Below are 25,751 nucleotides of genomic sequence, written 5' to 3' on the forward strand. Positions count from 1 at the left end.
CGCGCTATTAATTGCAAACAGCCTCTGTTCAATTTTGAACAGACACGTGACAGCGTTTGAACAAATAGGGACATTGGAGCGCTAACCGCCGACATGACAGCCAGCCCGAACTTCACCTGGGACGACCTTCAATATTTCCTGGCCGTCGCCCGAACCGGGCAGCTTTCCGTCGCGGCCCGGCAATTGCGCACCAGCCATGCCACCGTATCGCGCCGCATCGACCGACTGGAATTCAGTCTCCGGATCAAGCTTTTCGAGCGCAATCCGCGCGGCTATGTCCTAACGGGAATAGGACAACGCTTCATCGAAGCGGCGGAACGCATGGAGGCGGAAGCGGACCGGTTGCAGATGGATATCTTCTCGGGGAGCGCTGCTCACCAGGGCGTCGTCCGTCTCAGTGCTCCGGAAGGAATTGCGAACTTCTTCCTCGCGCATCAGATCGGTGATTTCACCGTCCAGCATCCCAATCTCTCGCTCGAGCTGGTGACGATCCAGCAGATCATGTCCTTGTCGCGCAAGGAGGCCGACATTGCCATCTCGCTCGATCCGCCGAAGGGCGGACCCTACGAGATCGAGAAGATCACCGACTATCGGCTGAACATCTACGGCGCAAAATCCTACCTGTCCGAGCGACCGGAGATCAAAAGCCGCGACGACCTGCTGCTACACCCGTTCATCGGCTACATCCAGGATATGATCTTTGCGCCGGGACTGGACTATCTTGGCGACGTCCATCCGGGAATCCGGCCGCGGTTTCAGAGCTCAAGCATCTCGGCGCAACTGACGGCGACGCTTCAGGGCCAGGGACTCTGCATCCTGCCGCATTTCATTGCGCGCCGTCAGCCGGATCTCGAGCTGGTGCTGCCCCGCGAGGTGCAGTTGACCCGGCACTACTACCTGGTCCGTCACCGCGACATGAGCCGCATTCCCCGTGTACGTGCCGTCGCCGACTACCTTTTGGCAGTCGTGCAGAACAATCGAGATGCTTTTCTTGGCGAAATAGAAAGCGCCTGAGCAAAACGGATGTGCCCGCCAAACCTGGTTTACCTGGCGTGGCGGGCACTGTACCGAGACAGTAGTCGCGTTCGGAATCAGTGACTGACGATTTTTACAGGGATTGCCTTGGACGCCGGCGTCTTGGACATCTCGTCGTGATGGTCGATTGCGTTCAGCACATTGCATTCGGGATAGTACCCGCCGATCGTGCCGCGCGGAAGCTTGTGCGCTCGGACAGTCAGCCCGCTGAGTTCGCGGTGTTTGCCGTCTTCGAAGTCACTGACGAGCGATACGACCTGACCTTCCCGAAGTCCTGCTGCAGCGATGTCTTCCGGACACATGAGAAGCACGTCTCGCGTACCCTCGATGCCGCGGAATCGATCCGAATAGCCATAGATCGTTGTGTTAAACTGGTCGTTGGATCGCATCGTGATCAGCCGGAACCGACCAGCCGCATCCTCGAACGACAACGCGTTGAGCTGATGCGGCGTTGTAAAGACCGCTTTCTTTTCCTCGGTATTCCACTTGCGGTCATGCGCATCATTGCCGCGGTAAAAGCCGCCGGGCTCGAACATGCGCTGGTTGTAATGCTTGAAGTCGTCGGGGTAGGTTGCCTCGATGAGATTGCGGACGAGGCTGTAGTCCCGCGTCCATTCGTCCCATTTCAGCTTCGGGTTATGGTCGAGGGTTGCCTTGGCGATGCCGGTCACGATCGCAAGTTCGCTCTGGAGTTGCTTGGATGCCGGCGTGCGCTTTCCGATCGAACCGGAAATGTGGGAGAAGCTGTCTTCCGTCGTGACGGACTGATTTCCGGTCGCCTGCATGTCGATCTCGGTTCTGCTAAGACATGGCAAGATCCAGGCCTCCTTGCCCGGAAACAGATGGCTGCGGTTGAGCTTGGTCGAGACCATGACAGTCAACTCCTGCTCGGCCCAGACCCGCTCCATATCGACCTGATCCGGCACGGCGCGAAGCAGATTGCCGCCGAGTGAGATCGTGGCGCGAATGGTTCCCGCCATCATGCCTTTGACCGCATCGACGATGTGCGTTCCGTCCTCGGTCGGAGGATCGAAATCGAACAGTTCCTTCAGTTTGTCCATCGGGATGAGCTTGGTCTTTTCGGCGATGCCGACGGTCCGCTGGCCCTGAACGTTCGAGTGGCCACGCACCGGACAGCAACCAGCCCCCTCGCGGCCGATATTGCCGCGCAGGAGAAGAAGGTTGACTAGCATCGCGATGTTGAGGCCGCCCTGCGAGTGCTGGGTCAGTCCCATTCCATAGACGCCGATGACGCGCTTGGCGGCAATATAAGTCGCGCCTGCCTCGCGCAGATCAGCCTCCGTGAGCCCGCTTTCGCGGACAATGTCCGACCAAGGCGTATCGCGCACGCATTCGATGAACTTGTCGAAGCCCGTCGTATGCTCGGCGATGAAATCGACATCGAGAACACGCGCCCGGCCAGCGGCAACCGCCGCATCATCGGCCTCGACGACGGTCTTACAAAGACCCAGCATGGCAGCGACGTCACCACCGGCCTGCACCTGCAGATACTGATCGGATATCTTGGTCTCGTTGCCCGTGACCATGTCGAGCGGATTTTGCGGGTTCACGAACGACACGAGACCCTGCTCGATGACAGGGTTGAATGTGACGATCTTCGCGCCGCGCTTTTTGGCTTCCTGCAGCGGATGCAGGAAACGTGGACTGTTGGTGCCCGGGTTCTGGCCGAAGAAGAAGAAGGCGTCGGTCTTTTCCAAATCTTCCCAGACGATGGTACCGACCGGCGAGCCGATGACCTTGGTGAGGCCGACGGACGTCGTCTCGTGGCACATGTTCGAGCTCTGCGGCAGGTTGTTGTTGCCATAGGCGCGTGCCAGCAAGGCATAGAGGTAGGATGCTTCCAGTCCGGCATGGCCGGACGAATAGAAGACCACGCTCTTCTTCTCCAGGCGCTTTAGCGTTGCGCCGATCTTTTGGAACGCCTCGTTCCAGGTGGCCTCCACGTATTGTCCGGTCGCGTGGTCGAAGCGGAGAGGATGGGTCAGGCGACCTGTCATCTCCAGATCGTGGTCTTTCCAGCCCTTCAGCTCCTCCACCGTATGCTTCTTGAAGAAATCAGGTCCGCAACGGGAGTTGGTCAGGTCCCACATGGTGGCCTTGGCACCATTCTCGCAAAACTCGAAGGGGTGATAGTTTTTGGGCTTTGGCCAGGCGCACGAGACGCACATGAATCCGCCCGGCTTGTTTTGGCGAGACAACGTTTCGAGAAACGCTGGTGGAGGCAAACTCTCGCCGTAGATCCGGAAAATCGACTTTACCGAACCCCAACCACCTGCAGGGCCTTTGCCTTCAGGATTGCTGATGTTGTCTGCCATGGGTGGGCCTCCGAAATGTTCGCTGAAAGGGATGCTAGGGGCGGCATCGACATAACTCGAAGAAGGCGCGATCGTTCCTCCCGCAGGGCAGTCGTTTCCGAGCGGCTGTCGGATCCGGAGACGGCATAGGGCCTCGGTTTCAGGACGAGGCATACCGCAAATGACTGACGTGACGTTGCTCCACTATTCTTCTTGAACCGGCGGCATATATAGGCGTTTGCGTCCGGACGATTGCGGTTGGGCGCGCCAGGCAAGACTAGTTGTAAACAGGGAGATACCGGCCGTGCACCTGCCCAAGATCGTGATCGGAACCATATTCGCCATTGCCGCATCTGCGGCCACGGCATCGGCGCAAGTCGTCGTATCATCAAAGATCGATACCGAGGGCGGCGTCCTCGGCAACATCATTTTGTCCATCCTGAACGCAAACGACATCAAGACGACGGATCGCGTTCAGCTCGGCGCCACACCTGTCGTGCGCAAGGCGATTACCGCTGGCGAAATCGACATCTATCCGGAATATACCGGCAATGCGGCGTTCTTCTTCGAAAAAGCCGAAGACCCGGCCTGGAAGGATGCGGCAAAGGCCTATGCTGAGGCCAAGAAGCTGGATTACGATGCAAACAAGATTGTCTGGCTGACCCCGTCTCCGGCAAACAACACCTGGGCGGTCGCCATCCGCAAGGAAGTCGCGGACGAAGGCAAGATCAAGACCTTCAGCGAATTCGGCTCGTATGTTGCTGGCGGCGGTAAGGTCGTTCTGGCTGCCTCCTCGGAATTCGTCAACTCGGCTGCCGCCCTTCCGGCCTTCCAGAAGACCTACGGCTTCACGCTTAAGTCCGACCAGCTGATCACGCTGTCCGGCGGCGACACCGCTGCCACGATCGCAGCAGCTGCAAACCAGACCAACGGGGCCAATGCGGCGATGGTCTACGGCACGGACGGTGGCATTGCGCCATCAGGTCTCGTCGTTCTGGAAGACGACAAGGGCGTCCAGCCGGTCTACCAGCCGGCTCCGATCATCCGTGAAGCAGTTCTGAAGGAGCATCCGCAGATCGAAACGCTTCTGAAGCCGGCCTTCGAAAAGCTCGATCTTGTGACGCTCCAAGAGTTGAACGGTCGCGTGCAGCTCGGTGGCGAACCGCCGAAGGCCGTTGCCGAAGACTTTCTGAAGAAGAACGGCTTTCTGAAGTAACAGTGTCTGCTTGATGCATTCCTCCCGAAAGGGCGGGATGCATCATCCGGGGGCCAAGGAGGATCGGATTGAAGCTTCGCCTCGATAAGCTGGGTGTCGTCGTGGCGCTTCTGGCAACCTATGCTGCCTTTTTCGCGCCCCTCATGATTTTCCGTCCCAACCGGATCGTGCCGGGGCAGGGGAAGTCTCTCTGGGAATCCCTGCCGCCATCCACGTCGATCTCCTTCGTCGTCGTTATCAGCGTCGCGATCCTCATCACACTCTTCAAAACACCTCTTTATCTAAGGCTGTCGGCTGCGGCGGCCGTTCTCGCGGGACTGGCCATCTCCGTCGGTTCCGCCGCGTCGTTTCTGACGCCGGACGGCAATACCTATGCTCGTGTTTCGCCGGCCTCCGGTGCCTGGCTGTTGATGCTTGCCTTCGCTCTGCTCGCCGCCGATGCGATCGCCAGACTGCGGCCAACGCCCGTCGTTCGGATCGCCTTGCTGGCGGTCAGCCTAGCGGGAATAGCGGTCGTCCTGTCTTCGGGTCTCTGGGACGGACTTTCCATCATCAGGGAATATGCGGGCCGCGCCGACGTCTTCTGGCAGGAAGCGGGAAAACACGTGACATTGGCGATCGGATCGCTGATTGCAGCCGTCGTCGTCGGTCTTCCCCTCGGCGTTCTTGCCCACCGAGTCACGTCCTTGCGTTCCGGCATTCTCAACACGCTGAACTTCGTCCAGACGATCCCGTCGATTGCCCTGTTCGGCATTCTCATCGCGCCGCTCGGCTGGATCGCCATCAACGTGCCGGGTGCGGCCGCGATCGGCATACGCGGCATTGGCGCTGCACCCGCGTTCGTCGCGCTGTTCCTCTACTCCCTGTTGCCTGTTGTCGCCAACACCGTCGTTGGCCTTGAGGGCGTGCCCCGGGAAGCAAACGAGGCGGCCCGCGGAGTCGGCATGACCGGGCGCCAACGCCTGTTCGGCATCGAACTGCCGCTCGCCATGCCCGTCATCCTGACCGGTATCCGCATCGTTCTGGTTCAGAATATCGGGCTTGCCACCATCGCGGCCCTGATCGGCGGCGGCGGGTTCGGCGTCTTCGTCTTCCAGGGCGTCGGCCAGACGGCAATGGATCTTGTGCTCCTGGGCGCCGTACCCACCGTCGTGCTCGCCTTCACCGCAGCCACCGTATTGGACGCACTCGTCGAACTGAACGCCCCTGTTGGCACTCGAGGCAAAGCCGCATGATCGAAATCGAGACCCTCACCAAGCGTTACGGCGACAATACGGTTGTCGACACAGTGACTATGACGATCCAACCGCGCACGGTAACGGTCATTGTCGGAACGTCCGGCTCCGGCAAGACCACGCTTCTGCGGATGATCAACCGGCTCGTGGAACCGACCTCTGGAACCATCAAGCTCGACGGCGTCGACAATCGCGACTTGCCGGGGTTCGAACTGCGGCGCAGGATCGGCTACGCGATCCAGGGACACGGGCTTTTTCCGCATCGAACCGTCGCGCAGAATATCGCCACTGTTCCGGGTCTGCTTGGCTGGGACCGGCCCCGCATCGACGCCAAAGTAAAAGAGCTGCTCGAACTCTTCCAGCTCGACCCCGCCGATTTCGCGGCGCGTTTTCCGCATGAACTCTCCGGCGGGCAGCAACAGCGCGTCGGCGTGGCACGCGCTCTTGCGGCCGAACCCAACGTGCTCCTGATGGATGAGCCGTTCGGCGCTCTCGACCCGATCATTCGCGCCAAGGCGCAGCAAGACCTTATCAGCATTCAAAAGGTGCTCGGCACGACCATCGTTCTCGTCACGCACGATATGGACGAGGCCTTTCATCTGGCGGACCGGATTGCGGTGATGGACAAGGGCAAGGTCGTTCAATACGGCGCGCCTGTCGAACTGGTTCGACAGCCTGCGACCCCGTTCGTCGAAACGCTGATTGGCGATACGGAGCGGCCGTTCCGGCTCCTGTCGATGCAGACTATCGGTGAGGCCCTCGAGCCCAATCAAGCGACAGGGGAACCACTGTCCGAAGACATGAGCCAGCGAGAAGCGCTATCAAAGCTTTTGTGGACGGGACAGCAGGCATTGCCTGTTCGCGCATCCGATGGGCGGATCATCGGTTCTGTTTCGGTCGAAGGACTGTCCAAGCGCGCGGCGGGTCTGGCATGAGAGCGTGGCTTCCTCTCATGCTGCGGGCGTTACTGCTCGTTCTTCTGCTGACGTTCCTGCTGATGCCCGAATTGTTCGATCCCATCCTGCGCCCGCTGGTTCAGCAGAATGCGCCCGCGATCTACAATCAGGGAAGTCTTCTGACACTCACGCTTCTGCATCTGCGGACGGTCGCCATCGCCACGACAGCAGCGATCCTTGTGGCTGTTCCCATGGCAATTCTCGTGACGCGGCCGATCGGCGCCGAGTTTTTGCCGCTCTCGCGGGGCCTCGTGAATATCGGGCAAACCTTCCCGCCAGTAGCGGTGCTGGCGCTCGCGGTTCCAACGCTGGGCTTTGGTGAAAAACCGACGCTGGTCGCGCTCTTTCTCTACGGTTTGCTGCCGATTTTCGAAAACACACTGACGGGGCTGACGACCCTTCCGCCGTCTGTCATGGAGGCGGCGCGCGGGACGGGCATGACCGGGTTGCAGCGGCTGTTCAAGGTCGAGCTGCCGCTCGCCACACCCGTCATCCTCGCCGGTATCCGTCTGTCGGTCGTGATCAGTCTCGCCACGGCCACGATCGGTTCGACCGTTGCCGCAAAAACCCTGGGCGAAGTCATCATCGCCGGCCTGCAGGCCAACAATCTCGCCTTTATCCTGCAAGGCGGCCTGATCGTCGGCGCTCTTGCGATCCTCATCTACGACACGCTTTCCGCCGTCGAGCGGATTGCAGCGCGTCGTACGGGCCTGAACGTGCGGTAATTCCGCTTCTGGTAGAGCTTCAACGCTGACAGTCTAGCTGTCCCACTTCGGCCCGACACCGCGGCCGGTGATCAACCAGCCGAGGCTTACCTGCAGGGAGCGTGCGACGATCTCGAGATCGGTTGCGATCGGTGCGTCACGGTCGTTCTCCCAGGCCTCCCAGACACTCCGGTCAACACCGGACATGTGGGCGGCATCATCTACCGAAAGATCAGTCGCGTCGCGTGCCAGCGAGATACGCCCGCCGAGCGTATCGCCGGTAGCCTGGTCGAGATCCGTTCCGTCAATAAACATCGTTTGCTCCTAACAACTGGATGCTGGCATCAAGTAGCAAAAGGGCTCCGCGGATAACCGCGAAGCCCGAGGCCTATGTCAGCCTTCTTCTCCAACCCAGGCCTTGACCTGATCCGGATGGTCCTTGATGTATTTTGCGACCGCTTCGTCGTAGGACGTCTCCTGCGCGGTAAACATCCCCGCTTCGAGATCAGCGATCGGCAGCTTCATGCGCGAGAGGAAGCCGGCAACCTTCGGATTTTCGGTCTTGAAATCCTTGCGGGCAAGGACGTCGACGTGTTCTGCTTCACCCAGCGACTTCTTGGGGTCGGTCAGGTAACGAAGCTTGTACTTGCCGAACATCCAATGGGGGCTCCAGGACGTGGCGACGAACCACTTTTCGCTGCGCATGGCGCGATCGACCGTCGTCAGCATGCCCGCCTCACTGGAGATCTGCAGCTTGTAGTCGTCGAGACCGTAATCCTTTACGGCCTTTTCTGACAACCGTGTCAGACCTGCGCCCGGATCGATGCCCTGCACGATGCCGGAAAGCTTCTTTTGCACTTCAGGCTTCTTCAGATCCTCGATCGAAGCGATCTCGCTTTCCGGGATATAGGCCGGAACGACCCAGCCCAGCTTTGCGCCGTCATAGACGGTACCGAGCGTTTCGACCTTGTCCTTCACCTTCTCGTAGTAGTCCGCATGGGTCTGCGGCAGCCAGGCCATCATCATCGCGTCGAGATCGCCGCGGCTGACACCCTGGTAGAGCGGAGCGACATCGGACTGTACCAGCTCGACTTCCGTGCCGAGTTCATCCTTGATGAGCTTTGCGGCGAGCTTGGTGACAAATTCAGCATCGGACCAAGCGGACCAGCCGATCTTTACCGGCTTGGCGTCCTGCGCCATCGTTGCGGTCACAGATCCACCGATGAGAGTGGCGGCGAGCCCGAGGGTTGCGAGGGTCTTGAACATGTAGTCTCCTTTTTGGGAGGTTTGCAATTGCGGGTTCATCACCCGCACGGTTCGGCGAAGGACTGGATCAGGCGGTTGCCGTCACCATGTCCTCACGCTCGTTTCTCTTGGAAAGCGCGCGCCAGAGGGCGTTCGGCTTTCTGGATTTCTGGCCGAGGCTCTGGGTGATCCGGTCGAGAATGACGGCCAGGATGACGACGGCAAGACCGCCCTCGAAGCCCGTGCCCACATCCAGGCGCTGGATACCGGTCAGAACCGTGTTGCCGAGCCCGCCGGCGCCGATCATCGAAGCGATGACGACCATCGACAGCGACAGCATGATCGTCTGGTTGATACCGGCCATGATCGAGGGCAGGGCATTGGGAAGCTGGATCTTGAACAGAAGCTGCGTCGAGGTGCAGCCAAACGCGTTGCCTGCCTCGATAAACTCGTGATGTACCTGGCGGATGCCAAGATTGGTCAGTCGCACGACAGGCGGCATTGCAAAGATCACCGTGGCGATGGCACCCGGTACCGCTCCAAGCCCGAAGAACATCGCTGCCGGAATGAGGTAGACGAACGCCGGCATGGTCTGCATCAGATCGAGGATGGGCCGGACGATGGCTGCGACACTATCCTTGCGCGCCATGGCAATGCCGAGCGGCAGGCCGATGATCATCGCCATCAGCGTCGACGCGATCACCAGGGAAAGCGTCTCCATCATGGCGCTCCAAAGACCCATGTGGTCCACCAGCCAAAGTGCGATGCCGGTCAGCAGGCCGAAGCCGAGGCCGACCCGCCAGAGGGATAGCGCAACAAAGATGGCAATGCCGACGGGCATCGGGAGCGCAAGCAGCGCATCCTGAATCGTCCCGGTCACAAAGCCGATCGCCGACGCGATCAGATCGAGAAAGGGGGAGAAGTTGTCGAGGATGTAGTTGACGGCTGTATCGATGCCGTCGCCGATGTTGAAATTCATGTCTGTCTCCGGTTTCTGGCCGGCTACAGCGCCGCCTGCATCATGGGCCGGCAGGGCGCTGCAACAATTCTAAGGTCGTGAATGGAAATCAGCTGGCGCGGTCGAGCGTTTCAAGCAGCGTCGTTTTGCTGATCGATCCGAGATAGCGCTTGGCGTCATCGATGACGGGGACCGGCCAGGCGCTGGCGGCGACCGTGCCGAGAACGTTGGAGAGCGGTTCGTCGGCTGCGATTGTCTCGATCCCGGTGAGAAACGCTCCGCGGTAGGGATCATCCGCCTTGGCGCGCAGCTTTTCGACAAGCGATGTCTGGCTGACCATTCCCTGGTAGGTCTTGTCGCGACCAAGAATGATCGCGTATTCGCGGTCGAAGTGCTTCATGCGTTCGAGTGCGGCGGCGGCCGATACACCCTGACGGTCGATGATCGTGACCTGGGTCTTGCGGGCAACATCGCCGGCCTTGAAGACATGGCTGACATCAACATTGCGGAAGAAGGAGCGGACGTAATCATTGGCCGGGCTCATGACGATTTCGTCCGGCGTACCGACCTGAATGACGCTGCCGTTCTGCATGATGCAGATACGGTCGCCGATCCGCATGGCTTCGTCGAGATCGTGGCTGACGAAGACGATCGTGCGGCTTTGTTCGGACTGAAGACGGACCAACTCGTCCTGCATCTCGGTCCGGATGAGCGGGTCAAGTGCCGAGAAGGCTTCGTCCATGAGAAGAATGGTCGGTTCACTGGCCAACGCACGGGCAAGGCCGACGCGCTGCTTCATGCCGCCGGACAGCTGATCCGGAAGGCTGTCCTCGTAACCGTCGAGGCCCACGGCCTTCAAAGCAACGAGAGCCTTCTGCCGACGCTCGGCTTCGTTGACGCCTGCCACCTCGAGACCGAAGGAAGCGTTGTTGAGCACGATACGGTTGGGCAGAAGCGCGAAGGACTGGAACACCATGCTGATATCGCGGCGCCGCAGATCGATCAGTTCCTTGCGCGACATCTGGGTGATGTCACGCCCGTCGATTTTTATCGCACCGGATGTCGGCTCGATGAGCCTGTTCAGCAGACGAAGGAGGGTGGATTTTCCGGAGCCGGACAGGCCCATGATCACGAAAATCTCGCCAGCCTTGATCTCGAAGCTCGCGTCGTTGACACCGACGGAGCAACCGGTCGCTGAATGGATTTCGGATTTTGTCTTGCCGGCGCGGATCATGTCCAAGGCCTTGTCAGGCCGCTCGCCGAAGATTTTGTAGACGTTGTTTAGACTGATCTTGGTCGGTGTCGCTTCGAGCGGCGCGTCATTTTCAGTTGCATAAGCCATTAAAAATTTGGCCCGGGCTCGGTAGCGCGGGCATTCTCCTAGACAGTCGGATCTACTCTACGGCGGAAGCATAGGCTTTCCGGCCAGAGGTCGTCCGTGTATTTTATTTGGGCGATATAGCCATCGCCGGCGAAGAACCAATCCGATCAGCGTATCGCGAGGATTGTATCAAGTCAGACGTCACGCACTAAAAGCGCGCTTCAGACGCACATTCGTTATGCGCATCTGCAGCCCGTCCATGACCTGTTTGTAGAGCGAGAGATGTGGATGTCCATCAAAAAATCCAATTTACATGGGCCGGAAAACCTCCCGAGGCGGGCTCATCCATCGCAGATCCACTGCATCAACGAGCATCTCGCCCTATCGAACCCGGATTTCAGACCGGCCATCACGAAACCGTGAAACAATGAAAATCTTGCTCTAGCCCAAATTGCGAACGTCCAGACTTGTGAGCCAGTGAGCTAGACTGCGCCGCGCAATCGTCCCAACAAGCCGATTTCCGGACCGTTACACCCAACGCAACTCCCCGCAGCCGCTCTGAGAAACACTCGCGTTGCAATGCGACATGGGATATTTGCATTGTTGGGTGATGGGCGGGTAACGACGTCTGGTCTTTGTGAAGCGGTTTACTCAGCGTGGTCTCATGAGCGTTGTCGGGCAGAGTACTTTTATCATCGACAATCTGAGATTAGCGGACGGTCGCCAAGGCATGTCGCTGAGTGTTTCGAACGGCGTGATAGTCGCGATCGGAGAGCAGACCGCACAGCTATCGTCGCCGCGTCTCGATGCTGGAGGGGTGCTGATCCTGCCGGGACTGACGGATGCGCATGTCCATCTCGACAAGGCGATGATCCTTGGCCGCTGCCCGCTGTGCGAGGGGACCCTTGCTGAAGCCGTTCGGCTGACGGCGCAAGCGAAACGCAGCTTTACCGCAGAGGATGTCGAAGCGCGCGGCGCGCAAGTCTTGGAATTGGCTGTGCGTGCGGGTACGCAGCGCATGCGCAGCTTCGTCGAGGTGGATCCACGCGCAGGTCTTCGAAGTCTGGAAGGTCTGCTGCGGCTGAAGCGCAGATGGTCGGGTCTCATCGACGTCCAGCTTTGCGCCTTCGTGCAGGAAGGCCTGACCAACGAGCCTGAAACCATCGACCTTCTTCACGAAGCCATGAAGATGGGTGCGGATCTGATTGGCGGATGTCCTTATACGGACCCTGATCCCGTTGCCCATGTCGACCGCATCTTCGGCCTTGCCCGTCATTACAACGTTGATGTCGACTTCCACGCCGACTTCGATCTCGATCCCGGAAATTCCATTTTGCCCGAGATCATCAGGCAGACCGAAGCCTTCGGCTGGGGTGGGCGTGTCACTGTCGGCCATGCAACGAAGCTTGCAGCCTTCGACCCTGACGAGCGTGAGAGGATGGCGCGGAGCATGGCCGAGGCCGGTATCGCTCTCGTCGTCTTGCCCGCGACAGACGCGTTTTTGAACGGATCGCGCGACAACCCGATGCGGCCGCGAGGCATCGCTCCGGCAGCCCAGATGAAGCGCTTCGGGGTGGATGTCGCGCTCGCCACCAACAATGTGCAAAACCCGTTCACGCCGTATGGCGACGCCTCACTGCTTCGGATGGCAGGCCTCTACGCCAATCTCGATCAGCTCTCGACGGCAGCTGATATGCACAGCGTTTTCGAGATGGTGTCGAAAGATGCGGAGAAGATCACCGGGATGCTAGCGCCACCGATCGCTGTGGGGGCGAAGGCCGAATTCATTCTTGTTGCTGCAGAAACGGCTGAAGATGCGATCCGCCGCAACGCGCCCGTCGTCGCCGCTGTCAAACGCGGCGTGTTGCGACTATGGGCGCCTCTTGCGCCTTTGATCATTCCGGCCTGAAACTTTCCTTGTCCCGCGCGCGTAGTAGGAGCGAAATGCTCATTTCGGCGAAACGCATTGAGGACTAATGCAAAAGATTGTCTTGCTTCTGGGGTTTGCGCTCGCGGCGTTCGGCATCGTCGGCGCGCGGCAGGTGACGGCCGATGACCATGCGGCACAAGCGGTCCGGATCGATGTCGGCGGTTACAAACTCAACAGCGTTCTGATCGAGCCGGACAAAAAAGCGGATCTTCCCCCGATCGTTTTTCTCCATGGTGCGAGCACGAGCCTGAAAGATCCCCTCTTTTCGTTCAGGAAGACGTTGCAGGGCAGGGCGCGACTGCTGTTCGTCGACCGACCGGGACATGGCAGTTCCGATATCGGAAGCGAACAGAATATCCTTCCGGATGGCCAGGCTGATGCCGTCGCGCAGCTGATGAGGAAGCGGGGGATCGGCAAGGCCATTATCGTCGGCCATTCCTTCGGGGGCGCCATCGCCGCAGCATTTGCAGTTCGGCATCCGGACATGGTGTCCGGTCTCGTCTTCCTGTCGCCGGCGGTCTACCCCTGGGACGGAAGCGTGGCATGGTATTATTCTGCAGCCACAGCCCCTGTCACGGGCCAGGTCTTCAGCGCGCTCGTCGTTCCACCGGTGGGGCTGCTGGCGATCAAGGGGGCGGCCAGCGCAGTCTTCTCTCCCTATCCTGTCCCCGCCGGCTATATTGCCGAGACCAATGCATTTCAGGCGCTGAGCCCAACCGCATTTCGCCATAATGCGCGGGAAATCTCGGCGCTCAGCGACTGGGCACGTACCGCCTCGCGACAATATCCGAAGATCAAGGCGCCGACCGTGATCATCACCGGTGATGCTGATGAGATCGTGTCTCCCGAAATCCATGCCAAACATCTGGCGCGCGATATCCGCGGCGCAAAACTGATCGTCGTCCACAAGCTCGGGCACAAGTCCGACTACGTCGCAAGGGATCTGGCGGTGGCTGCCATGGAAAGCGTTGCGGGCCGACGCAGGGACTTAGCCTCCATTGCAAGGTCGGTGGAGCGACGGATAGCGGCAGATGCAAAGGATTGAACTCGCCAGGGAACGCGAGGGACAGGACCTGACCGTCTGGCGCCGTCGGTGCCGGTTGGGCCTCTTCCTGTTCTATGCCGCAGCGGGCGTCCTGCATATCACCGTGCCGCGGCCGTTTCTCAGCATCACACCCAGCTGGGTCCCTGATGCGCCGGAGGTGATTCTTGTAACGGGCCTTTGCGAGATCGCAGGCGCGATCGGATTGCTTGTTCCGTGGTCGCGTCGGTATGCGGGCATTGGCCTGGCGCTTTACGCAGCCTGCGTCTTTCCTGCCAATATCAAGCACGCAGTTACCAGCCTGACTGCGCCAGACGCCTCGCAGTGGCAGTGGCTTTATCACATGGTCCGATTGCCGTTACAGCCTGTTCTGATCTGGATCGCCCTGTTTGCGGCGGGCATCGTCAGGTGGCCGATGAGGGCGAGAGACTGATCTGTCGCCTCTGCGCGACAACAATTCCGCGCCGGCATCGTGCCGCGCTCGGCGAAGGTCGGAGGGTTTTCAACCCGAATCCACCGGCAGCACGACACGACCTCAAGGGTTTCACAAAGGAAGAGACCATGTCCTCCATTTCCAGAACCGGCTTTACGATACTCTCAGGCGCACTGATCGCTGTCACGCTTGGTGTTTCGGCCTTTGCGGCAGACACCGTCCGGGTCCGCGGTACAGTCGAGAGCCTCCAAGGCAAGACCCTGTCTGTCAAAACCCGCGAAGGCACGAATGCCAAGATCACGCTCAAGGATGACTGGAAGGTGTCGAGCGTTGCCAAGGCCTCTATCGATGACATCAAGCCTGGTGACTTTGTAGGGATCGCCTCGTTGCCGACTGCCGATGGCGGTGATGGCGCTCTTGAAGTTCTGATCTTCCCGGCGGCGATGAAAGGCACCGGTGAAGGCAGCTACGCCTGGGATCTGAAGCCGAACAGCTCGATGACCAATGCGACGGTTGCCGATGCGGTCAAATCCGTCGATGGCCACACGGTCACCGTGACGTACAATGGCCAGGAGAAAAAGATCTCGATCCCTGAGGGCACACCGATCGTGACGTTCGCGTCAGCAGTCGAAGCGGATATCAAGGCAGGCGCGACTGTGTTTGTGCCATCGGAAAAGGCGGCCGATGGCTCCATGTCGAGCGGTCGGGTCGTTGTTGGCACCAACGGCGTCGTGCCTCCGATGTGAACGAGCTCGTCGATTTCCTAGAGATGGCGCAGTTCTATCCGCGCTTCGAAACCGTCGGAGCGTCCTGTCGCCGGAGATGCGAGGATCAACTGTCCGTTCATCTGACCGAGTAGTCGGTCCACAATGGAAAGACCGAGACCGGAGCCTTCGGCTTCGGTCCGGCCACGCCCGAAGCGCTTGCGAATGGCGGCGAGTTCAATCGCACTCATAACCGGCGATCCGTTGGTAATGCGCACTGGGCCACCATCCTCAAGAAATACCTCGACCGGTTTATCCGGCGTCCCGTGAATGAGTGCGTTTTCGATCAGATTGCGCAGCACGATCGCGAACCCGTCTTCGCTCACCGGCGCCGTCAGGCGCGCGCCAGTTGGATGGCGGAGGACCAGCCGGTCGGGATCGGCCATGCCGCGCTGAAAATCGGTCACCACCATGTCCAGAACACGACCGAGATCGACGGCGTGGTCGGCGAGGCCGATGCCCGCCTCCGCGCGAGACAGTTGCAGCATCTTTTCCGCAAGGTGGCTCAGTCGCGTCAGTGAGGCTTCAACCTGGTCGGCACGCCGGCGATGAGGGTTTCCCACAAGTTCGGCGACCAGCATCTGAGTCTGCGCCAGCGCGCCCGCAATCGGCGTTCTCAGCTCGTGGGCGCTGTTGGCGGTAAATTCACGCTCCGCATCAAGTGCTGTGCGCAGGCGCTGCATCAGCCGATTGACCGATGCGGCAATCGGCATCAACTCTTTCGGAAGCGCCGTCGCGTCGATCGGCTCGGTGTTGCCGCCGTCCTTGGTTTCGATCTCCTCGCGCAACGCACCGACGGGACGGACAGCTCGACGCACCACGAACCAGATCGCCATTCCGCAGACGGGAATAAGCAGCAGGAGTGGCAGAAACAGTGCCATGGCGCCTTCGCGAAGCGCTTCTTCTCTGTTTTCGAAAGCGTCGGCGACCTGCACGAAGACACTCCGATCGCCATTCGCCGCGGTATAAAATTGATAGGTGTCGTTTCGCCACAGCCCTGCCTTCAGCGGCGCCTCGAAAGGTTCTGCCGGCGCATCATGGGACCGGATCAGGATCCGGCCGGCCGTGTCTCTCACCTGATAGATCAGGTACTCCCGTTCGCCGCTCGAACTCGCGGTCTGTAGTTGTTGGGGGGAGGCGCCGACGAGGCTGCGATGTTCAAGGTCGTCGACGGCAAGGGGAACCAGTCTTTCGGCCGTATCCTGCAGAGTGCCATCGAAAATTTCGGCGAGCTCCTCTTCCATCACAACGAGGCCGAGGCCCACGGCAAGCAGCCAGAGAAACGCCATCACCACGGTCAGCCACAAAATCAAACGCCGGGTCATGGAAGGCGCCGTCTTGGAAAGAAGCATGCTCATCGATCTACCCTAGCCGATATCCAATTCCGCGCAGTGTTGTGATGTGGTCGCGGCCAAGCTTCTTGCGCAAGCGGCTGACATAGACTTCGACGGTATTGCTCTCGATTTCCGAGCCGAAGGCGTAAAGCGCTTCCTCGATCTGTGATTTGGAAACGACCGCGCCGACACGAGACGACAGCGCGTCAAGCACGGCCCATTCTCGGCTGGAAAGTTCGATGACGGTGCCCGTTGCGGTAACGCGGCGGTCGGTCGCATCGATCTCGAGATCGCCCACGCGAAGAAGCGAAACCGGACGGCCGCTGTAACGGCGACTGACCGCCAACATGCGCGCCGTCAGCTCACCCAGGTTGAAAGGCTTCACGAGGTAGTCGTCTGCACCGCTGTTCAATCCTTCGATGCGATCTGAAATCTGGTCATGTGCCGTCAGAATGATTACCGGCGTGGTGATACCCTTGGCGCGCAGGCGTTTCAAAAGCGCGATGCCGCTGCCATCCGGCAGGCGCAGATCCAGAAGGACAAGACCGTAGCCGGTCGTCGAGAGGGCGCTCTCTGCAGCGTCAAGCGTCTTGGTCCAGTCGACGGCATGGTCGGCGCTCGCCACATGGTCGCGCACTGCTTCCCCAAGTGTCACGTCATCCTCGACCAGAAGAACTCTCAAGCAGTCTGCTCCATCCCTTTGCCATTTCGCTTCGGCGATCCGGAGGCGAGAATAGCCGGAAATCTCAGGAAGTGGAGCGACAATCGTGCGCACACAAGCGAAGCACGAGAGCCCTGTTGCCAACCCAGCAAGCGATGTCGAGAAGAACTGTCTGACCGGACTACCACCAGTGTCGAACGGTCAGAAGTCTGCACGCGCGCTGGCAACGCCGCTACTGTCTCTCACCCGCCGGCATGATGCCATTACGTCAAGGTCCGGTTTGTAGCTCGAAGTCCGAACGGACATCATTCCCAGTACGGTGTGAAACAGATTGTCATGTGAGGCGGGTGCAGCCGCTCGGGAAGAGAGGCATTGCGGATCGGTCGTGGTTTTCAACTCCGACCCTTGCCACAGCACAAAGGGCACGTGGGTCTGCTGCGATGGCGCAACGACATACGGAGCGCCGTGCAGATAAAGGCCATGCTCACCGAGCGACTCGCCGTGATCGGACATGTAGATCATGGCTGGAGCGATGACGTCCTGACGCGCCTTCAGACTGTCGATAACCGACGCGAGGATGTGGTCCGTGTAAAGGATCGTGTTGTCATAGGCGTTGACGATCTCATCGGTTTTGCAATTGCCCAGTTCAGCATTGCGGCATTCCGGCATGAAGCGGGCAAAGGACTTGGGATAGCGCTCAGAATAGGCGGGGCCATGACTTCCCATCTGATGGAGGACCAGGACGCTGTCGCCCTTGACTGTCGAGAGCCAGCCATCGAGTGCCGCGACCATCCCCTCGTCGAGGCACTCCCTGTCTTTGCAGTAGCGGGGATCGTTGGCATCGGAAAACGAGTGGTAGGCGGTACGGCTTGCAACGTTCTTGCTGCCGGTGTTGTCGTCCCACCATTCCGTTTTGACACCCGCGTGACCGAGGACGTCGAGCAGATTTTCATTCGCGAGGCCGGCACGATGGGAATAGCCGCGCCGTGTCAGGTTGGAAAACATGCAGGGCACGGAAACCGCTGTTGCCGTGCCGCAGCTTGATGTTTCCTTGAAGTAGGTAATGTCTCGGCGGGCGAGCTCCGGATTGGTGTCGCGGCCGTAGCCACCAAGCGAAAAATTCTCGGCACGGGCCGTCTCGCCGACAACGATCACCACGACGCGCGGTCGGCCGGAGGATGTCGGGGCAATGACGCGGGCATCGGTCCCGAGCGATTTCACGACGACGGTTTCGTCCTCGCTGGTCGCCATGGCAAAGCCGATGGCATTGCCGATCGGCACGAAGGGGTTAAGTGTCATCATCAGGTCTTTGTGGAGCCGCGTGACCGAGGCAATGCTGCGAGCGCTGCTCATTCCGCAGGCGAGCGCGACCAGCAGAAGTGGAACGATTGCCGCGCTGTTCCACAAGACTTTGCCGAAGAACGGCCTGTGTTCGATCTTGACCCAGCAGACCAGAAGCGATGGCAGGATGCCGAAAACGGCCATGTGCAGCACGAAGGCCGGTGTCAACAGATGCCCGGCTTCGGATGACGTCGTCTGGACGGCGTTGCGGATCATGTCGACGTCGATGATCGTTCCGAACCTGTCCATGAACCAGGAGCCCGCAGCAGCGCTCACGAAGAGAAAGACCAGAACCGGCTTCAGGACATACTTGAGCGACAACGATACGATCAACGCAGCGAAAAGGCATGCGAGACCGAGTATGAAGGCAGCAAAGGCCAGGTGACTGTCGAAATAGGCGAAAGCCCGCGCGAGAAACATCCGGTTGGTAAAGGCTGCAAGATAGAGCGCACCTGTCACAGCCAGGGTAACGCTACCCATCCGCGGGCGGAAGAAAGGAGGTGCGGTTCTGGACAGACTGGAGATCGGCACTGGTTGATCCTCGGCGATATCGATTGCCACGGATTTGCATCGGATCCTGACACGCACCTGAATGCCCTAGACCAACGGCCACCCTTCAGCTGGGAGTCAGCTTCGTTCGTCATCATTGCCTGAGTGAGAAGCAACAAGGCCTATACTCGGTGAACAGTTTTCGTCTTCGGCCCGGTCTAATTTTCGTGGGCATATTCGTACTGATCGTGTGCTCGATCTCGCTGCTGCGCGATCCCCGGCACGTTCGCAATCCCCAGACGCTACCGGGATCGAACGTTCGACAAACACATATGCCGACGGGTTGAGCGGCCGCATCTTGACCGGCGGATGTCCGGTGCGCCATGTCATAGGGTGCATCTTTACGGACGACGGGGGCAGGCAGTGGGCGATATCGATCGGGACAGGGCAGAGCGATTGATGCAAGACGCCGATCTTGACGGCCTGCTGCTATTCCAACCCGAGGCATTCCGCTACGCAATCGGCGCATCCGCTGGCGTCGCAACGATGTGGGGCAGGGCAGGGGCAGCAATCGCTTTTGTCCCCGCGGATGCGGGGCTCGCGCTTGCCGCCGTCGTCAGCGATCACGCCCTGCCAAGCATCCGCAAATCCGCACCTGATGTCGAGCTGCGCAGTCATCGGATCTGGATCGACACCGTCGATACAACGGACGCCGGCTCCATCGCGCAAATCGACCAGTGCTATCGCCGAGGTGGGTCGACGGGGGAAAGGCCTGAAACCTTTGATCGCGAAGTGTCCTTCGGCCTGCTGGGGGAACTGCTTCGTGAGCGCGGTCTATCTGAGGCCCGTCTTGGCGTTGACGTGGAGTTCATGCCCGCCGCCGATTTTGCCGCGCTGAAGCACCATCTGCCCCGCGCCTTGTTGACCGATGGATCTACGGTTCTGCGCCGCCTGCGCTCGGTGAAGACGCCGGTCGAGATCGCTCGATTGCGTCTTGCGGCCAATGCGGCAGAGGCAGGCATCGTCAGAATGGTCGAGGCCATACGGCCTGGCTCCTCTGTAAAATCGCTTTCCGACGCTTGGAAATCCGGCGCGAAGGCGTTCGCAATCGGGAAGGGCGTCAGCCTGTCCGGGTCATGGGACTACATCTCCGTTGGCCCGGATCTTTCAGACGCGAACGCAACGGTTGTTCCGGGTGCGCTCATCAAGGCAGATGTAGGGACGCTGGTGGAGGGATATTCTTCCGATAGCGCACGAACCTTCGTCTATGGCGAGGCGCCGCCGCTCGCGAACGATCTCGACAAGATCCTCCTCGAGGCATTTGCAGCGGGCCTCGAGCAGATCCTTCCCGGCAATACATTCGGCGCGGTGCATCGGGTTGTCACGGCCGCCATCCGTCGTGGGGGATTGAGCGAATATCATCGTGGGCATTTCGGGCACTCGGTCGGCGGCAGTGCCGGCATCGAGGAATGGCCATTTTTCTCGATGGGAAATGAGGAACTGATCCAGCCGGGCATGGTGGTGGCGCTCGAGACGCCCTTCTACGGGAATGGCTTTGGTGCCCTGATGATCGAGGACCAGTTCCTTGTGACCTCTGACGGCACGGAATGCATGAATAGATTGCCGCGCGGTCTTCAGAAGATCATGCATTGAAGCCTGACGACCGAACGCCCGCGAACGGCATTCTTCAGAAATCAGGGGCCCTCCGCGCACGCCGTTCGTCCTGGTTCTTGCGATGGACACGCAATATTGCACACCCAGACAGTTGCCAAAACTCGATCATTGTTGCACCACCATTGCGCAAAACGAACCGACATCGCAATTGGAACATAGCGTAATGCGTCTGAGATATTCTTTCTTTGGTCTACTTCTTGCCATCGCACCAGCAGCCTATGCCTTGGAACCGGGCACACCCCCCGTCTTGGCTCCGCTCGATCGGCAGGCACAGGCGGCCAATATCAGCGCACAGTTTCTCGGCCGCTACAGCTATAAGCCCGTACCGCTGGACGACGCGCTGTCGGTCAAGATCATGAACAGCTTCATCAAGTCGCTGGATCCGGACCGGAGCTTTTTTCTCAAATCCGATATCGACAGCTTTGCCGCGAACAGCAAGAAGATCGACGATGCGATCGAAGACGAGGACCTGAAGCTTCCCTTCTCGATTTTCAACGTTTATTCGCAGCGCGTTTCAGAGCGCCTGACCTATGCACGTGAGTTGCTGAAGCAGGGTTTCGACTTCACCCAGCGGGAAGAGTATTCCGTGCTGCGAGACGACGCGCCGTGGCCGCAGTCGCAACAGGAAAGCAACGACCTGTGGCGCAAGCGAGTGAAAAGCGACTGGCTGCGCCTGAAACTGGCGGGCTCCCAGGACGCGACGATCCGCGAGACGCTCGACAAGCGCTACCAGAACGTCCTTGATCGGACCTACCGTTATAAGAGCGACGATGTATTCCAGTCTTTCATGGCTGCCTACACGACGTCGGTTGACCCGCACACGGACTATTTCGGGGCGAGGGCAGCGGCTGAATTTGACATCTCCATGAGCCTGTCTCTCGTCGGTATCGGTGCGGTTCTGCAAGAGCGTGACGGTTACACCACGATCCGTGAGCTCGTGCCTGGCGGCCCGGCGCAGCTCTCCGGCAAGCTTGCTGTCGGCGATCGCATCGCAGGCGTTGCGCAAGGTGAAGATGGCCCGATGAAGGACGTCGTGGGTACGCGCCTCGACGAAATTGTGCAGATGATCCGTGGCGCGAAGGATTCTGTCGTCCGTCTGGACGTGCTGCCTGCAGATACCGGTGAGACCGGAAGCCACCGGGTTATCAGCCTCGTGCGCGACCGGGTTAGTCTCGAAAAACAGGCGGCCCAGAAAAGCATTATTCCGGTCGAGGACAAAGGTGTCGCCCGCCGCATCGGCGTGATCACTCTGCCCGCCTTTTACGAGGACTTCGAAGCGAGACGCAAAGGCGAGAAGAACTACAAGAGCGCCAGCCGCGATGTCGCCAAGCTGCTCGTTGAACTCAAACAGGAAAGCGTTGATGGCGTCCTGATTGACCTGCGTGATAACGGAGGCGGATCCCTGTCTGAAGCGATTGAACTCACCGGGCTCTTTGTCGGCAAGGGACCGGTCGTGCAGCAGCGCGATGCCAAGGGTAAGGTTGAAATCCTGAAAGACGATCGGTCTGCTCCCGCTTGGGCGGGCCCGGTCGGCGTGCTCATCAACCGCGGTTCGGCTTCGGCCTCCGAGATCTTTGCTGCAGCTATCCAGGATTATGGTCGAGGCGTTGTGATCGGCGAGCCCAGCTTCGGCAAGGGAACCGTGCAGACCGTCGTGGATCTCGATCAGGCGACGCGCAGCAGCGAATCGAAATACGGCGAATTGAAACTGACCATCGCCCAGTTCTTCCGTGTCGATGGCGGTACGACCCAGCTTCGCGGTGTGACGCCGGATATCAGCCTCCCGGGCCTTTCTGACCCGAAGACGCTGGGTGAGGCGAGCTATGACAATGCCCTGCCATGGACACGTATCAAGCCTGCCAAATATGCCGCAGTCGGAAATGTCGCATCGGTTCTGCCACAACTGCAGACCCAGCACGAAGCCCGAATCAAGGATGACCCGGATTTCCAGCGGTTCATCGAGGACGCTGCCGAACTGAAGCAGCAGCGCGAGAAAAAGGTCATCTCGCTCAACGAGGCCGAACGCCGGGCAGAACTCGCAGCCGTCGCCAGTCGTCTGAAGGCTCGCGAGCAGATCAACAATGGCCTGGTCGGCAGCGAAGACGATGGTCTGCAAGCAAACGAACGTAGCTTGAGTGCGGAGATCGCTCTTGAGGATGCGCGCAAGAATGCCAAGGACGTCCTGAAAAACGAGGCGTCTGCGATTGTCGCCGATCAGGCGACCTTGCTGCAAGACAGCAATGCACAGCCCGGGCGCGCCAAGCGGAACTAGTCACAAGCGGGCTGCGGGGTCGTCGGGGTTCAAGTGAACCTTATGACGGTCAGTGGAGCAACGTGAAACGACGTTGACAGCGCGCGGTAGAGATACCGTGCGCTGTCGTCAAAGCGAAGGGAATATGCAGTTTCGCCGACGTGGAAAACCTGATCCACCCGACAGAGAGCATCACCCAGTTATCAGATAATATGCATTATGGAACCAATGGATATTGATGGCGTGTAGCAGGCTTAGCGGCCTTGGCTGAGACGGTAGATACGTCCGCTACGGTTCAACGTGCCGCCTCTGAAGCGCCGATATCCAGCACGCCATTTCCGGCTATCTTTGCCGACGCGTGAGAGACGAAGCGAGAGAGACGAAGCGTGACAAAGCAGTGGCCGCGGGTTTGAAAAATGCAAATCCTAGTTCAGCCGCGACCATCGATAGCTTGTAATCCCGGCCGACCTGGGAGCCTTACCAGACCGCGGCTAAAACTCCTCCCACGCCTCGGCGACAGCTGCACTTGTTGGAAAAGAGCTGTTCACTCTCGCCATCAGCTTTCTGGCTGGGGACGGCATATGGGGCGCGCCGTTGGCGTTTCCGGTTCGAGGTTGAAGGTCATGTCCTTTGCTCAACGTGAACCGACCAATCATGGTGAAAAGGTTATCTGCTTCGCGGGCAAGGCTGTTGCTGGCTGCAGTCGATTGTTCGACCATGGCCGCATTCTGTTGCGTGCCCTGGTCCATCGTATTGACCGCCATATTGATTTCCTTGAGCCCGACCGCCTGCTCCTTGGCCGCTTCGACGATGGCGGTGACATTGACGCTGACGTCCTGGACGCGGGAGACGATCTCAGTGAGCGATTTTCCGGTTTCTGCAACAAGCTGAACCCCGTTTCGAACCTGCTCGCCTGACGTGTTGATCAGGGTTTTGATCTCCTTGGCCGCCTTTGCAGAGCGTTGAGCAAGTTCACGGACCTCCTGGGCGACGACGGCAAATCCCTTTCCGGCCTCCCCGGCGCGCGCCGCCTCGACGCCGGCATTCAATGCCAGCAGATTTGTCTGGAAAGCGATATCATCGATGACCCCTATGATATTGACGATCTCGTTCGACGAGCGCTCGATTTCGCCCATTGCCGAAATCGCTTTTCGCACGACGTCACCAGACTTTTCGGCACTGTCCTTTGTCTCGGTGACAAGGCGACCAGCGGCTTCGGCACGCTTGCTCGATCCGGCAACGGTGGTCGTGATCTGCTCAAGGGCAGCAGCCGTTTCTTCAACAGAGGCAGCCTGTTGCTCGGTGCGCTTCGAAAGATCATTGGCGGCCGACATGATCTGGTTGGAACCCGCCGCGATCGTCTGCGCGTTCTGGCCGACGGTGCGCAAGGTCTGCTCGAGGCGTTCCATGGAACTGTTGAAGTTCGTCCTCAACACATCAAGCTGCGCAACGAATGCTGCATCGATCCGATGCACGAGGTTCCCATTCGCAAGCTGATCGAGACCATGTTTCAGGTTATCGACAGCGAACTCCATCGCTTCGGCTTCGGCGGCTCTGATCCGGTCGCGTTCAATACGCTCCCGCTCCGAAACGCTGCGGTTTGCATCGGCCTCGGCCTCCAGACGAGCTCGATCTTTCGCACTTTGCCTGAAGACACCAACGGCGCCTGCCATTGTGCCGATCTCGTCGCGGCGGCCCTCGCCGAAGATGCGCACGTCAAGTTTGCCGCCCGCCAACTCGGTCATGGCCCTCGTCATCTCGGTCAACGGCCGGATAACCGCAGAACGAACCGTCCAAACCGAAATCACCACGACGGTAAGACCCGCGAAGGCAATGATCGCCATGACCAATGTCAGGCCAGCCTTCATCTCCTTTCCTGTCGCGAGCGTTTCGGCTGCGACACGAAGCTGAAGCTTCACCAGTTCGTCGATGGGACCACCAAGCGGATCGATTGTCGGATAAAGATCGGCGTCGGCGAAGCGTCCCAAGGCATCCAGATCGCCGGATGCAATCAGGGTCAGCAGGCCTTTCAGCTTTGCATCGGCCGCTGAGCGAGACGCCTCGAAGGTCGTAGCGATCGCCGACTCATCGGCTGTCATCTTCGTGTTGCGATATTCGCGCCATCGTAGGTCGATGACCTTCATGGCGGTCTCGATGTTTTCGGTCGCCTGCCGGGCTGTCAACGTTCTCGCGCGGGCCTTGTGGACCGTATCGACGATGTTTACCGCGTAACTGTCGGCGACCTGCTTCAACTGCGCCAAGGGGATGACGCGATCTTCAACGATGGAATTGGCAAGCTTGCCTTCTTCATCGAGTGCATAGAAAGCAAAACCAGCCATCGACAGTAGCGCCGTAGCGAGGACGAAAAGACAGGCTAGAAGCTTTGTTCGTATCAACATTTTCAACCTCTCATCGGGCATCGACCTGCCACCGGCACAACGGGCCGGAAGTCAGTATGGTCGCAGATTGTGGATTTTGGAAAAACTGACCGTATGCAGTGGCACGGCGTCTTGCTCGCCGGTACCGCAGGGGTCGATCGGAAAAGGAATTCTAGACGATTGGCCCAAACTAAAATTGTTGCCGTTTACCGGGCAGTGCAAATCCTGAAATCGGTCTCGCGCTGACAAAAGACGAGCGCCTACCCACTCCCTCGATTTGTAGGGCAGATTCGTTAAACTGTGGTTACGATGCGAAAATCAGCAATTCGTCTTAATCAAATACTCATACGTTGTGCGATTGAGGCGTAAGTTGCGTTTCAGGTTGTACCTGCTTCCGCAAGCCAAGTTTGGTCGTGCACCGAACCGTCATCTGACAGTCACGGAGCGTCTAGGCGGATGAGTGCGAACG

19 protein-coding genes and 1 pseudogene are annotated in these 25,751 nt (G+C 59.4%); 11 read left to right on the forward strand and 9 right to left on the reverse strand.

Features of this window, described 5'->3' with window-relative positions; genetic code table 11:
- Positions 1 to 93: 93 nt before the first annotated feature.
- A complete protein-coding gene (locus ACQY1L_RS19360; RefSeq protein WP_174197702.1) occupies positions 94 to 1,014 on the forward strand; it encodes a LysR family transcriptional regulator in 921 nt (306 codons plus the stop codon).
- A gap of 77 nt (positions 1,015 to 1,091) precedes the next feature.
- Here ACQY1L_RS19360 and ACQY1L_RS19365 read toward each other — a convergent pair whose 3' ends face one another.
- Positions 1,092 to 3,371, reverse strand: coding sequence for an FdhF/YdeP family oxidoreductase (locus ACQY1L_RS19365; RefSeq protein WP_430245656.1), 2,280 nt, complete (start codon positions 3,369 to 3,371; stop codon positions 1,092 to 1,094).
- A gap of 283 nt (positions 3,372 to 3,654) precedes the next feature.
- Here ACQY1L_RS19365 and osmF point away from each other — a divergent pair, with 283 nt between their 5' ends.
- The 4 genes from osmF (at position 3,655) to ACQY1L_RS19385 (ending at position 7,482) form a co-directional block, all read left to right on the forward strand.
- Complete coding sequence (osmF, locus tag ACQY1L_RS19370) at positions 3,655 to 4,566, forward strand: glycine betaine ABC transporter substrate-binding protein OsmF (protein WP_430245658.1); 912 nt, start codon at positions 3,655 to 3,657, stop codon at positions 4,564 to 4,566.
- A gap of 68 nt (positions 4,567 to 4,634) precedes the next feature.
- Positions 4,635 to 5,801, forward strand: coding sequence for an ABC transporter permease (locus ACQY1L_RS19375; RefSeq protein ID WP_430245660.1), 1,167 nt, complete (start codon positions 4,635 to 4,637; stop codon positions 5,799 to 5,801).
- The gene (locus ACQY1L_RS19380) at positions 5,798 to 6,736 is read left to right on the forward strand and encodes an ABC transporter ATP-binding protein (RefSeq protein ID WP_062577995.1); all 939 of its coding nucleotides are present in this window, start codon (positions 5,798 to 5,800) and stop codon (positions 6,734 to 6,736) included. Before ACQY1L_RS19375 ends, ACQY1L_RS19380 begins: the two co-directional genes overlap by 4 nt.
- Positions 6,733 to 7,482, forward strand: a complete 750-nt coding sequence (locus tag ACQY1L_RS19385) for an ABC transporter permease (protein ID WP_113111454.1) — start codon at positions 6,733 to 6,735, stop codon at positions 7,480 to 7,482. The genes ACQY1L_RS19380 and ACQY1L_RS19385 overlap by 4 nt, the downstream gene beginning before the upstream one ends.
- A 33-nt stretch (positions 7,483 to 7,515) precedes the next feature.
- Here the strand turns inward: ACQY1L_RS19385 and ACQY1L_RS19390 are convergent, their stop codons facing one another.
- From ACQY1L_RS19390 to proV, 4 genes are all read right to left on the reverse strand, one after another.
- Positions 7,516 to 7,776, reverse strand: coding sequence for a helix-turn-helix domain-containing protein (locus tag ACQY1L_RS19390; RefSeq protein WP_062459760.1), 261 nt, complete (start codon positions 7,774 to 7,776; stop codon positions 7,516 to 7,518).
- A gap of 78 nt (positions 7,777 to 7,854) precedes the next feature.
- Positions 7,855 to 8,727 carry a glycine betaine ABC transporter substrate-binding protein gene (locus tag ACQY1L_RS19395; protein ID WP_430245663.1) on the reverse strand — a complete coding sequence of 291 codons (873 nt, stop codon included), beginning with the start codon at positions 8,725 to 8,727 and terminating at the stop codon, positions 7,855 to 7,857.
- 67 nt (positions 8,728 to 8,794) lie between these two features.
- Positions 8,795 to 9,685 carry an ABC transporter permease gene (locus ACQY1L_RS19400; RefSeq protein WP_174197708.1) on the reverse strand — a complete coding sequence of 297 codons (891 nt, stop codon included), beginning with the start codon at positions 9,683 to 9,685 and terminating at the stop codon, positions 8,795 to 8,797.
- Positions 9,686 to 9,773: 88 nt separating this feature from the next.
- The gene (gene proV / locus ACQY1L_RS19405) at positions 9,774 to 11,006 is read right to left on the reverse strand and encodes a glycine betaine/L-proline ABC transporter ATP-binding protein ProV (protein ID WP_430245666.1); all 1,233 of its coding nucleotides are present in this window, start codon (positions 11,004 to 11,006) and stop codon (positions 9,774 to 9,776) included.
- 709 nt (positions 11,007 to 11,715) lie between these two features.
- On the opposite strand from proV, the gene ACQY1L_RS19410 reads away from it, so the two are divergent.
- The 4 genes from ACQY1L_RS19410 to ACQY1L_RS19425 all read left to right on the forward strand — a co-directional run bounded on the left by ACQY1L_RS19410 (position 11,716) and on the right by ACQY1L_RS19425 (position 15,136).
- Positions 11,716 to 12,894, forward strand: coding sequence for an amidohydrolase family protein (locus tag ACQY1L_RS19410; protein ID WP_430245668.1), 1,179 nt, complete (start codon positions 11,716 to 11,718; stop codon positions 12,892 to 12,894).
- Between the two features lie 67 nt (positions 12,895 to 12,961).
- Entirely contained in the window at positions 12,962 to 13,960 is a 999-nt protein-coding gene (locus ACQY1L_RS19415; protein ID WP_430245671.1) for an alpha/beta fold hydrolase, read from the forward strand.
- Entirely contained in the window at positions 13,947 to 14,390 is a 444-nt protein-coding gene (locus ACQY1L_RS19420) for a DoxX family protein (protein ID WP_430245673.1), read from the forward strand. Before ACQY1L_RS19415 ends, ACQY1L_RS19420 begins: the two co-directional genes overlap by 14 nt.
- Before the next feature lie 128 nt (positions 14,391 to 14,518).
- Positions 14,519 to 15,136: a hypothetical protein gene (locus ACQY1L_RS19425; protein WP_062460469.1), complete on the forward strand. Its 618-nt coding sequence runs from the start codon at positions 14,519 to 14,521 to the stop codon at positions 15,134 to 15,136.
- 17 nt (positions 15,137 to 15,153) lie between these two features.
- Here the strand turns inward: ACQY1L_RS19425 and ACQY1L_RS19430 are convergent, their stop codons facing one another.
- From ACQY1L_RS19430 to ACQY1L_RS19440, 3 genes are all read right to left on the reverse strand, one after another.
- Positions 15,154 to 16,512, reverse strand: coding sequence for a sensor histidine kinase (locus ACQY1L_RS19430; RefSeq protein WP_371816254.1), 1,359 nt, complete (start codon positions 16,510 to 16,512; stop codon positions 15,154 to 15,156).
- A gap of 4 nt (positions 16,513 to 16,516) precedes the next feature.
- Positions 16,517 to 17,170: a response regulator gene (locus ACQY1L_RS19435; protein ID WP_113165382.1), complete on the reverse strand. Its 654-nt coding sequence runs from the start codon at positions 17,168 to 17,170 to the stop codon at positions 16,517 to 16,519.
- Between the two features lie 180 nt (positions 17,171 to 17,350).
- Positions 17,351 to 18,970 carry a phosphoethanolamine transferase gene (locus tag ACQY1L_RS19440; RefSeq protein WP_430245980.1) on the reverse strand — a complete coding sequence of 540 codons (1,620 nt, stop codon included), beginning with the start codon at positions 18,968 to 18,970 and terminating at the stop codon, positions 17,351 to 17,353.
- Between the two features lie 432 nt (positions 18,971 to 19,402).
- On the opposite strand from ACQY1L_RS19440, the gene ACQY1L_RS19445 reads away from it, so the two are divergent.
- Both ACQY1L_RS19445 and ACQY1L_RS19450 read left to right on the forward strand, forming a co-directional pair.
- Positions 19,403 to 20,632 (forward strand): M24 family metallopeptidase, encoded by a 1,230-nt coding sequence (locus tag ACQY1L_RS19445; protein ID WP_430245677.1) that lies wholly within the window; start codon positions 19,403 to 19,405, stop codon positions 20,630 to 20,632.
- 184 nt (positions 20,633 to 20,816) lie between these two features.
- Complete coding sequence (locus ACQY1L_RS19450) at positions 20,817 to 22,925, forward strand: carboxy terminal-processing peptidase (RefSeq protein WP_430245679.1); 2,109 nt, start codon at positions 20,817 to 20,819, stop codon at positions 22,923 to 22,925.
- Between the two features lie 731 nt (positions 22,926 to 23,656).
- Here the strand turns inward: ACQY1L_RS19450 and ACQY1L_RS19455 are convergent.
- Positions 23,657 to 25,324: pseudogene (locus tag ACQY1L_RS19455) on the reverse strand (HAMP domain-containing methyl-accepting chemotaxis protein); the annotation flags it as partial.
- Between the last annotated feature and the right edge of the window lie 427 nt (positions 25,325 to 25,751).

It is taken from the genome of Neorhizobium sp. DAR64862/K0K3, from assembly GCF_050500185.1.
Lineage (GTDB): Bacteria > Pseudomonadota > Alphaproteobacteria > Rhizobiales > Rhizobiaceae > Neorhizobium > Neorhizobium soli.